The sequence below is a fragment of the Haladaptatus sp. HS23 genome (genome assembly GCF_056892285.1).
Window position 1 is genome coordinate 52,997 of record NZ_JBXGLH010000008.1, and the last position, 9,480, is coordinate 62,476.

The 9,480-nt window shown below is 51.1% G+C and carries 19 protein-coding genes; 3 read left to right on the top strand and 16 right to left on the bottom strand.

Features of this window, described 5'->3' with window-relative positions; translation table 11 throughout:
- Positions 1-47: 47 nt before the first annotated feature.
- The 5 genes from AC1XDK_RS19955 to AC1XDK_RS19975 all read right to left on the bottom strand — a co-directional run bounded on the left by AC1XDK_RS19955 (position 48) and on the right by AC1XDK_RS19975 (position 2,093).
- Positions 48-227 carry a hypothetical protein gene (locus AC1XDK_RS19955; protein ID WP_483351729.1) on the bottom strand — a complete coding sequence of 60 codons (180 nt, stop codon included), beginning with the start codon at positions 225-227 and terminating at the stop codon, positions 48-50.
- A 1-nt stretch (position 228) separates the two neighbouring features.
- Complete coding sequence (locus tag AC1XDK_RS19960; RefSeq protein WP_483351730.1) at positions 229-459, bottom strand: hypothetical protein; 231 nt, start codon at positions 457-459, stop codon at positions 229-231.
- A complete protein-coding gene (locus AC1XDK_RS19965; protein WP_483351731.1) occupies positions 460-924 on the bottom strand; it encodes a hypothetical protein in 465 nt (154 codons plus the stop codon). It abuts the gene before it with no gap.
- 255 nt (positions 925-1,179) lie between these two features.
- Entirely contained in the window at positions 1,180-1,683 is a 504-nt protein-coding gene (locus tag AC1XDK_RS19970; protein ID WP_483351732.1) for a hypothetical protein, read from the bottom strand.
- Between the two features lie 59 nt (positions 1,684-1,742).
- The gene (locus tag AC1XDK_RS19975) at positions 1,743-2,093 is read right to left on the bottom strand and encodes a hypothetical protein (protein ID WP_483351733.1); all 351 of its coding nucleotides are present in this window, start codon (positions 2,091-2,093) and stop codon (positions 1,743-1,745) included.
- A gap of 133 nt (positions 2,094-2,226) precedes the next feature.
- Here AC1XDK_RS19975 and AC1XDK_RS19980 point away from each other — a divergent pair, with 133 nt between their 5' ends.
- On the top strand, positions 2,227-2,559 hold the full coding sequence (locus AC1XDK_RS19980; RefSeq protein WP_483351734.1) for an SWIM zinc finger family protein: 333 nt from the start codon (positions 2,227-2,229) through the stop codon (positions 2,557-2,559).
- Positions 2,560-2,836: 277 nt separating this feature from the next.
- Here the strand turns inward: AC1XDK_RS19980 and AC1XDK_RS19985 are convergent, their stop codons facing one another.
- The 7 genes from AC1XDK_RS19985 to AC1XDK_RS20015 all read right to left on the bottom strand — a co-directional run bounded on the left by AC1XDK_RS19985 (position 2,837) and on the right by AC1XDK_RS20015 (position 6,649).
- Complete coding sequence (locus tag AC1XDK_RS19985) at positions 2,837-3,115, bottom strand: SWIM zinc finger family protein (protein ID WP_483351735.1); 279 nt, start codon at positions 3,113-3,115, stop codon at positions 2,837-2,839.
- 54 nt (positions 3,116-3,169) lie between these two features.
- Positions 3,170-3,634, bottom strand: a complete 465-nt coding sequence (locus AC1XDK_RS19990) for a hypothetical protein (protein WP_483351736.1) — start codon at positions 3,632-3,634, stop codon at positions 3,170-3,172.
- A gap of 62 nt (positions 3,635-3,696) precedes the next feature.
- Complete coding sequence (locus tag AC1XDK_RS19995) at positions 3,697-4,470, bottom strand: hypothetical protein (protein ID WP_483351737.1); 774 nt, start codon at positions 4,468-4,470, stop codon at positions 3,697-3,699.
- Positions 4,471-4,530: 60 nt separating this feature from the next.
- Positions 4,531-4,812, bottom strand: a complete 282-nt coding sequence (locus tag AC1XDK_RS20000) for a hypothetical protein (RefSeq protein ID WP_483351738.1) — start codon at positions 4,810-4,812, stop codon at positions 4,531-4,533.
- A 92-nt stretch (positions 4,813-4,904) separates the two neighbouring features.
- Positions 4,905-5,369 carry a hypothetical protein gene (locus tag AC1XDK_RS20005; protein ID WP_483351739.1) on the bottom strand — a complete coding sequence of 155 codons (465 nt, stop codon included), beginning with the start codon at positions 5,367-5,369 and terminating at the stop codon, positions 4,905-4,907.
- A gap of 63 nt (positions 5,370-5,432) precedes the next feature.
- Positions 5,433-6,278 (bottom strand): hypothetical protein, encoded by an 846-nt coding sequence (locus AC1XDK_RS20010; protein ID WP_483351740.1) that lies wholly within the window; start codon positions 6,276-6,278, stop codon positions 5,433-5,435.
- Between the two features lie 53 nt (positions 6,279-6,331).
- Positions 6,332-6,649, bottom strand: a complete 318-nt coding sequence (locus AC1XDK_RS20015) for a hypothetical protein (RefSeq protein WP_483351741.1) — start codon at positions 6,647-6,649, stop codon at positions 6,332-6,334.
- Positions 6,650-7,015: 366 nt separating this feature from the next.
- On the opposite strand from AC1XDK_RS20015, the gene AC1XDK_RS20020 reads away from it, so the two are divergent.
- The gene (locus AC1XDK_RS20020; RefSeq protein ID WP_483351742.1) at positions 7,016-7,447 is read left to right on the top strand and encodes a hypothetical protein; all 432 of its coding nucleotides are present in this window, start codon (positions 7,016-7,018) and stop codon (positions 7,445-7,447) included.
- A 117-nt stretch (positions 7,448-7,564) separates the two neighbouring features.
- On the opposite strand, the gene AC1XDK_RS20025 is transcribed toward AC1XDK_RS20020, so the two are convergent.
- Complete coding sequence (locus AC1XDK_RS20025) at positions 7,565-7,912, bottom strand: hypothetical protein (protein ID WP_483351743.1); 348 nt, start codon at positions 7,910-7,912, stop codon at positions 7,565-7,567.
- Positions 7,909-8,067 (bottom strand): hypothetical protein, encoded by a 159-nt coding sequence (locus AC1XDK_RS20030; protein ID WP_483351744.1) that lies wholly within the window; start codon positions 8,065-8,067, stop codon positions 7,909-7,911. Before AC1XDK_RS20030 ends, AC1XDK_RS20025 begins: the two co-directional genes overlap by 4 nt.
- Positions 8,068-8,198: 131 nt before the next feature.
- Here AC1XDK_RS20030 and AC1XDK_RS20035 point away from each other — a divergent pair, with 131 nt between their 5' ends.
- Positions 8,199-8,690, top strand: coding sequence for a DUF7995 family protein (locus AC1XDK_RS20035; protein WP_483351745.1), 492 nt, complete (start codon positions 8,199-8,201; stop codon positions 8,688-8,690).
- A 150-nt stretch (positions 8,691-8,840) separates the two neighbouring features.
- On the opposite strand, the gene AC1XDK_RS20040 is transcribed toward AC1XDK_RS20035, so the two are convergent.
- Positions 8,841-9,083: a hypothetical protein gene (locus AC1XDK_RS20040; RefSeq protein ID WP_483351746.1), complete on the bottom strand. Its 243-nt coding sequence runs from the start codon at positions 9,081-9,083 to the stop codon at positions 8,841-8,843.
- 64 nt (positions 9,084-9,147) lie between these two features.
- The gene (locus AC1XDK_RS20045) at positions 9,148-9,447 is read right to left on the bottom strand and encodes a hypothetical protein (protein WP_483351747.1); all 300 of its coding nucleotides are present in this window, start codon (positions 9,445-9,447) and stop codon (positions 9,148-9,150) included.
- Positions 9,448-9,480: the final 33 nt, after the last annotated feature.

Here is a 9,480-nt window from a genome sequence, read left to right on the forward strand (position 1 = left end):
TCATCCTACTGTAACACCCCTTAGTATAAAAAGACTGCGATTGTCTTCTATTCCAGCACTACATTCCGACTATCGCATTCCGCGCACCACATCCCGGTGGTTTCCTCGGTCACATCATGGACGACGTCAAGCAATTCGCCCGTCTCTGGGTCGTAGATACGGTCCTCTTCCCCTTCGGTCGTATGTCGGAACCGCTCTTTGTTCCCACAATCGAGGCATTCAGGCATGTTAGTGGTCCTCCTGTTGCCGCGCGTCTTCTTCGAGGTCGGCGAGCAAGTCGAATTCCTCCGTACTATCCGGATAGCGGTATGTCTTCTCACCTTCTAACTGTTCGACTGTTCCCATGGTCTTTGGGTCGTCTATCTCGGTGATGTCCCCCGTTTCGAGATTCACCGACACCTTTTGCTCGACCCATACTGGTTCCGTAATCACCGCTTCGATTGTGTCATCTCCCGACATTCACATTCCCTCCGTTTCGGTCGTCTCAAGTTCGAGCGCATACGTTTTCGTGCCGTCTTCTTTGACGTCGTCAATGCGCAGACAGGCATCTTTCGGAACTTCGAACTTCAATTCGGGCGTTTCGCCCGAGTTATCGATACTCACCTGACTTTTCGGGGTTCCTTCTACCATGATGTGACGCACGCCTTTTCGGAATGCGGACTTGTCCCAGACGTCGATCTCGTCGTTGTAGGGCGAGCGCTCTATGTTTTGGTCGTCAATTTTGTTCTCGTGGTAGACCTTCGTCGTCTCGGTCCCTTTGATGCGGAGGTGGGCAAATCCGTTTTCGATTTTATCGACGATGGCTACGTTCTCCGACCGGGTATCACGCGCCATGATAACGTCGTCTCCGACGTATAGGGGTTCGCCATTCAGCTGTATGCTCTCTTCTTCGTTGTCGTCTTCTGTGATCGTGTCTGTCTTCATCTGTCTTCTGTCCTCATTCTATTGTTCTCCCGTTACCACTTAAAGATTGCGATTGACTTCTACAACCTATCGATATTCAGTGTATCCTCATGGCCACAATTCTCGCATTCTATATCCATTATAACGCCGTTGTCAGTGTCTATATGGCCGCTTTGGGTAAAGTAGCCATAGCCGCAATTCGTGCATTCCATCTATCTTCTATCTCCGCATAGTCCTAACCCCCCTTAGTATAAAAAGACTGCGATTGTCTTCTATCTATTCCGTTGCTCGACGGAGTCCGGTTTTCCAGCTATCCGATTGACAGCAAACCGTGAGCATTCCCTCGTCGTCATCGTCGTCATAGAGGCATTTCTCGCTTGCCTCACCGCATTCCTCGCAGATAAGGGTTAGTTCATACTCCGGTGTCTCAAAGTAGTCTGTGGACGGATTGAGACACACAGAGATGACCGGTTTCCAGTTTTCTCTATCTTCGCCGGAACAGTGAACGAAGATACCATCGTCTGTCTGTCGAAAGTCCATCCCGAGATTCAGCCATTCATCCGCATCTGGGTTATCGTACCTTGATGCGCCAAGAATCTTCGAACCGTTGCTTTTCTCCGGTGTGTCGTTATACCCGATCTCCCAGTGATTAGCACTCCAGTAACCGTCTATGTCGCCCGTATGCGCTCCGAAGCTATCGCCGTATTCGAGCGATTCGAGCGCTTCTTTGATGTCTTCAGGGTCGGTCAGTATCTCGTCATCGGTCGTTGTCGTCATCATCTGTCTTCGTCCTCATCTACACTGACGCACCCATTTAACTTAAAGGTTGCGATTGAATCTTAGTAGGCCTTACCCTTCCATTCCTTGGCCGCTCCCATCGTACACTCTCCGAATTCGACTAGAACGTCTTCGGTGACTTTGTCAAGTCCACGGAGTAGTTCCTTCCCGTCGTCATCGAGGATACCCGATACGCTGGTATCATAGCCGTTGTCTTCGAGATAGTCGTCAAGCCACCACGTGCATGTGACTGGCATCGAGGTATCATATCCCGCGTGAAACCGCGCCATGCGCCATATGTACTGTGTGAGTTTATCCGCCGTTCGGGGTTTCGATGGACGGAGTCCGCCACTACGACCGGTAAGGTTATCGACCAATTCGTCCATATCGAGTTCAAGTTCGTCTGCGTTCATCTGTCTTCTATCTCCATTTACTCCAATGCACCACCTATACTTAAAGACTGCGATTGTATCCTACTTATGTACAATCTTCAATCGCAGTCTTTTTATACTAAGGGGTATACTGTATAGATGAGGACGAACACAGATGAGCCAAACACAGACTCAATCCGTCACCGCAAAGCGCGCACAATGGGAAGATATGGTTTTCGTCGTTCCTTGCAAGGGCAAGGTTAACGTCGCAAACGTCTCGCACGGCGAAGATAACGCCAAGAACCACACTTACACCGTTTCCGTTGAAGACGGCGAAGCGGTCAAATGCACCTGCCCCGACCACAAATACCGAAACCGCAAATGCAAGCACATGCAGGCCGTTGAGAATTCCGACGAGACGATGGCTGCGGCGGGCGAAGACGACGTTTGCGAGAATTGTGGGGATATGATTGATCTGCCATGTTTTGAACACTTCGAAATGGCATAAACACCGAAACAGGCGGTAAAAACACCTGTTTCGATAGTTGTAAAAACCTACCGACACCTCAGAAGGCAGGGGTGTCAGAAAAATTTCCAGTCGCCGGCTCACGCACACACACCCGTTTCCACGCCACGCACCCGTTTCCACGCCAGCTCACGCGGCCATTCGTTTCCACGTCACAATATACGTCCACGCCACCCATGCATTTCCACGCGAGCTCACGCAGACATGCGTTTCCACGCTAGATCGAGGATCGTCGACGAGATCGCAGAGATGAAGGGAGTCAGAATTGTATCGGGGATCGTCCGGTTTGTGCGATCACGGCCATGATGTGTTTGCAGGCGTGTTTCTGATCAGGATCGTGATTTCTGTAAAAGAAATCGTCACACGTGCAAGAGACTTCCCGCATGTCGACGAAATACATCTTTGTCTCTTTGTTGGGGTCCTCGACCTTTGAGTAGACATCATACAGATCTGTGCCTTCTCCATGCGATTCTACATAGAATGAACCAGTGAATGCAGATTGCATCCGTTCGGTGGGTATGGCAGAGTGACTTGACATTGCTAGTTTTGTAAAGTGATAATTGATGAGTTGATTACTATCCAGTAATTTAACTCAAATGTCGTAGATTGATTTCACCCGTTCTGGATCGTCAGGGTGTGTGGGAGCGGAATTTAGCCGGTCGGGTTGGACGATGTATTTTGAGATGAAGTTGCTTGGCTGCCCACGAAACACAGATCGAGGGACTACTGTCGTGTTGTTACCATCCGAGATGATCGAACCCTCGAACGATTTGGCGAACGCATGCTTCCCATCAGCAGTGACGTATCGGACGACGAGGTTCAGCCCCTCGGAAAAATCGATCTCATTACGACCCTTTGGCGTGGCGTGTAGAAGGTGTTTGATTGTGACCTCCACGGCGTAATGCGTCACTCCTCCCTTTTCCTCTGGCGTGAGCGAACACTCGGAGCCGAGACGCCCCCACGACTCCGGGAGTGGCCGAGAGTCTTCGAGTATTTCGCTGGTTCTGGTTTGCTTGGTCGTTGGTTGTGATTTCATTGGTTCTGTGTTCGTCCTCATCACACCGTACGCGCCTATCACTAATAAAGATACTGAATATGGTTCAATAGACAGAAAGAATACTATTCGGAACAGTTGGAAAATGTATCGTGTGCTATTCGACTCTCCCAGTTTGTGTGTCCTATCGGTTCCAATTCCCACACGTCCTCGACGGGATCGAGACGGGACGAGTCGGCACCAGTCGTCGTCAGGATACCACAGTGATACAGGAGCGCCTTGTACTGGTGCGTGGTCGGCGAGCGGTAGGTATCGGCGTCTTGGAGTGCGTCTTCTAGATCCACATCCCCGGACTTGGCGAGCGGAGACGATGGACGAATGAACATCTCGTGAGCAAACGCCGGATCTTCGTCATAGGCCGCAAGGACGAGACCGGGAAGCGTGAGTTTTCCACCGTTCTCCTTGAGGATCGAGACGATACGTTGGGTCGGGTGGTACGACAGTGCCACTTTCTCGGCGATCTCCGTCCACTGGGGAGCATCTTCGATGAAACGCGACCGCGTGCCCTTGAGCGACTCAATGAAGTCGAGCGCCTCCTGAGAGCCTTCATGAATCTGAACCGCTTTGTCTGCTACCGAATCTCCGAGTCGGGTAAGTTCTCCGTCGTCGGTGATCAGGCCGAGATTCTCGGCACCATTGCGCGCTTGCTTCGACATACCGACGATTTGTGATTCGATGATCTCGTCGGCGTCTTCCCCGTACGCTTCTTCCCGGAGGACCGCCAACGGAACGCCGAGGTAGTTCTTCGGGTGATTGAGTCGGAACTTTCGGTATTCGACACCGCCATCGGAAACGGTGGTCGTTGCTTCGTCGGTCGGGTTCGTGGTTGTCGCTTTCATCTGTCTTCTATCTCCGTTTAGTCTTACAACCCTTTACTATAAAAAGACTGCGATTCGCTTCTATTCCGTGGGAACGATTGCTTCCTTCAGGTGCTGGTTGTGGAACGTGCTGAAGGGGATGTGTCCCGTCGTGCCCGACCGGTACTCGATCTCGTAGTAGTCGATTTTGTGGGCATCTCCCATTGTCCTCTCTCCCGTTACTTTGAATTGAACGCCGGGCGAGGACGCATATTTGTACCAGACATCCTCAACAGGTGCATGGCCTGCTGTCCGCTCGTTGGTATTCCGTTCGTAGGGGTTCTGTTCCGGGTGGTTCTGTCCCGGCGTTTGGTTCGTAGACATTGGTTCTGTCCTCACCCTACGCTTCACACCACTACTATAAAAAGACTGCGATTGTATCTGGGTTAGTACACCTTGTGTGTATGCTCGTCCTCCTATGCCTCGTTGCCTTCCATGACTAGTTGATCTGAATTATTCGAAACCGCATCATCCAGATTCGCTAGGATCTGTTCTTGCGATTGTGGGTGTCTTTTTGCAAGGATCAACGACAACGAATCACGGATATCGTCGTAGTTGGTGATCGTTTGGTGATCTTCCTGTGGCACGTTGTCCGGGTGGAAGTAGGGGTCGAGTTTATCGAACACCATGTGCTTCATTGCGGCGAAAGCCGCCGTATTGATTGCAGACTCGAGAGTGTGATCTTCCCAGAACTCATGGAGGTTATCCGCATCCCAGCCTTTCTCATCAATGATCTTCATCTTCACCGTGGGATCGACGTGCTCTAGGCGATTCCCGGCTACCTGCCCGACTGTCATCCCGTAGTCGAAATCATCCTCTTCGACCGCACGATTCATGACCTTCTTTGCAACCGTATTGACTTCTTTTTCTACTGTCGTCATCTGTCTTCTATCTCCATTTACCCATACAACCCTTTACTATAAAAAGACTGCGATTGTCTTCTACTATTCAGTGACTCGCGGCGCGACGAAGATACAGGCGTCGTTCTCGGGAATGTCGATCATCACCGGATAGTCCGATTCAGACGGATTGACGCACACGTTTTCAGGGTTCGTGATATCGAAGCCTAATTCATCTTGGAGTTGCTCGATATGCTCATTCGAAATCATCGACTGATTGTCTTCGTATTCGTAGCGCATACCCCGGTCGATACGTTCGATATTCGTCGGAGTAGCATCGACAGGTTCGAATAGCTCTTTGGAGCGTCCGACCGTTGAGATGGTCATCGACGTACTCGGGTTCATATAATCGTCATGCTCGTCGTCCCACCGAACGTCGTCTACAGTCACTTTCTCATTTTGGACGTGACCGGTGTATTTCGTTACTATCTCGCCTCGTGGCTGAATGTTCCCTTTGTGGCACCCGACGATACGAAGGTATGCCATCACCGTGACTTTGGTCGTACCGTCCGAATCGAAGCCTAGATCACGGTCAGTAACTCCCCAATTGAACAATTCATCGTGCAGGTAGTCGAGACGACGAACAGCATCAGCGACCTCCTCACCGCCTTCGTTCAGGTAGTGAGCGATAAGCTCTTTCGGCGTCGAGCATCCGGTCTCGCGCTCGATCACCGGAGCGCTAGCTGACCCAATTCCTTTGAGCTGGTCGAGCGAACCGCCACTATACGTCTCAAAATCCTCCGCTTCGATTAGTTCCGCGACCTCTTCGTGCGTGGCTTCTTGGTCGTTCCATCCGCCTTTTTTGCACGTGACGGTTGCGGTTTCGTCGGTCGTTTCTGCGATCTGGTACAGGACGTCGTCGTTGCCGAACGTGGTGTGCTTGCTTAGCATCTGTCTTCTATCTCCATCTAAGCAATGCACCCACTATAACTTAAAGATTGCGATTAGCTTTTCTGACCAACCCCACCCGAGAATCGGAGACCTTCGGAGAGTGCCGGGATATCGGTCTCTCGGTCCTCTTTCTTCGTACGCGACGTTACATCATCAAGTGGTACATCCACCGTTTCGGTCCCTGACTGGATACGGACGTCCATCTCCGAGAGCGGTATATCGTCGGTGGTCTCGACGGCATCCTGGTCGAAGCCTGGCGGGAAGACTATCGCCTTGAGCGTCCCGTAGCGGCTTCGGACAACACCATCTTCGTTCTCGTACGTGAATTCCAGCAAGTCGCCAGATTTGATGTGGTACTTCCAGTATGCCATTATGCGAACACCTTCTCCTCAAAGCATTCACTATGTGCTTCCCCATCTGGTAGATCTCGGACTTTCTCAGCCATGTCTGCCCCATTTCCTTGATAATCATCCTCCCAAAGACTCTGTGTCTCACGCTCGTCTGCAAGATTGCCACAGAGAGCACAAGTTACGGACTTGTCGATATTCACTTCTTTTCGATTTCGTGGACCGCCTTTGATTGTATTCTGCATCTATCTTCTGTCCTCACCAACACCAATGCACCCAGCTAATATAAAGATTGCGATTAAGACTCAACAAAACTCCGGGACTTCTCTCAAACACAATCGCAATCTTTAAATAGTAATGGTGAGACAGTGTAAACGAGGTCGAACACAGATGAGCCAAACACAGACGGAAGAGACGGACAGTTCGCTAGAGATAAACGACAACTACGCACGTATCCTTGACGGATGCACGGAGCCACAACACGAAACTAAAGAGGACAGTGGTATGATGGCGGCTCTTTCCGACATCTGGATGCTCGAACAGATGGGTTGCGAGGTCGACATCAAGATGCCATTCGAATTCGAGGTCATCGCCGAGATTGATGGAATTCGATACTCGATCCGGCAGAACGCTACCTATACGACTATCGACGGAGAAAGTTGCCAAGCTACGAATACCTACACACTCGGTATGGACATCGACGGCGAGCATGTAACGCCGAACAACCCGAACAACTCCGTACAAACTATGTCTGTCGCGTTCTGGATACTCATTCAGATGATTGAATACGACCCACGGGTTATGACGAAGCCGATAGCATAACAACCGGACACCCTTCTCGCGTTTGTATTGCAGCTGCCGTCACAATCTCGTTGAGTTCGTTGCTAACTGGATTGGTGTCTGCCGGCGGGTTGGGAAAAGAAACCGCGTGACGACCGTCTAGTCGTCTTCGTAGTGGTCGTCAAGCCGGCGGATCGCGTGGTCGACCGACATCGAGAGGTTGAGCGCGCTATTCGGTTTCTGTCCACCGGCACGATCTAGCAGGAACTTCAATTCCCGGAGGTCGTGGAGCGTAAGCGTGACGGGTTTGTTCATTCCCTTTGCGCTAATCTTCTGGTAGAGCGGCTCGTCTTCGGTAAGCAAGTGCTGGAGGACGAACCATCGGGCACCACCGCCGAACTTGATATCTGCCGTTGGAGGTCGGTATTCGTCGCGAACCGGCGGGAGGTTCTCGGGTTGTTCTGGGCTTACGTCGATGTGCAGTTGCCGAATAGCGCCCAAGTTCATTGCTCTTCACCTCTCCACCATTGAACGATGATTGTTCCGTCGCTCTCATCAACGTCATATTCCGCATCGTCGGGTAGCTGCAGGTCGATCTCCATCTCGCCTTCGCGTCCATCTTCTGACTGACTGTACTCGATTGGTAGCGTATCGTATTCCATCTGTCTTCTATCTCCATTTACTCCAATGCACCGCCTATACTTAAAGACCGCGATTGTATCCTACTTATGTACAATCTTCAATCGCGGTCTTTATATACTAAGGAGTATATTGTATAGATGAGGACGAACCAATGCACCAAGAAATATACGCACTTGTGGAAGCACAGACTGAAGACGAAGCACTTGCAAACGGGAAATCGGCGTTTGACCGCCTCGTCGGTACGGGACGCAACAGTAAATCACGGTTTGACTACTACGTGACGTTTGACGACGAGACGTCATCTGTCGCCGGCAAGGCACGATGGGGCGACCTCCCGGTCGCGGAACCAGTCGAGTCTGACGATGGGGAAGAGCTGCTAGAGCGTGGCTGGGAAGCAACCAAACAGGAATTCGAACGCAACCTTGAGAAGGTACGAACAGCGGTTAACGACCTCGATGACGACGAGATAATGAACGACAAAGACCTAATCCGCCATACGTTCCATAATCTTGGCGCGTATAATGGCCCATCGGTGTATCTGTATTCCGAATTCGGCGAAGGTATTCGTGGTCGAGAGCGGCTTGACCGTGTCCTCGATGGCGACGAGAACCTGTGGATTGTCCCGGCAGACGTCCACTACTAAGAAAAACCCGCTTCGAAAAATCCTCTTTTGGAAAACACGAGAATCAGTAACCCAACGATGAGCTATGGCTGTCGAGAGATTGTAGTCTCTGCAACCAACGGGAAAAGTAGTCGTCGAGGATATCCTCGTGTTTTGGTTCCTGATCGGGTATCAGGCGAGTTGTTTCACGTTCGAGACGGCCATCCGTTGCTTGATTGTATAGCTGATTTCATCGAATGCAGGTGCCTCGTAGAGGATATCAATCGCCGCCTCTATAGCGAGCGTACGCTCCGTGTACCGTTCCTTTGCTTCGTCGGAAACTGTTTCTTCATCGCCCGGTTCGACGGTAACGTCGACGTCGTCGAGCGTTTCGTGAGCGAACGTCACTTCGTACGAGTCTGTGAGTTTCGTCATCTGTCTTCTATCTCCACTTACTCGTAACACCCCTAACTATAAAAAGACTGCGATTGTCTTCTATCTATTCCAGTGTGGCAGCATAATCGATGACTGCCTTACGGATTTGTTCTGCCTCATCTTCGCCCGCTTTCCGAACGATCTGGTCGAAGACGTCGACCGGGTCCATTTTCTGATATCGGAGTAGTGGCCCCATCACACCTTCTCCACCTAGCGCCTTTGGGTTGTGGTCGGTGGACCGGTGGATCTCTGCAGCCGCGGTTACTCGGTCACTGTAACTATCGTCGTATTCGCCTCGGATCGTTTCGACCGCATTGTTCCATTCGTTATCGTCCGTCTGGGTGGAGTCTATTGCTTTCGACATCTGTCTTCTGTCCTCATTGTATTGTTATCCCGT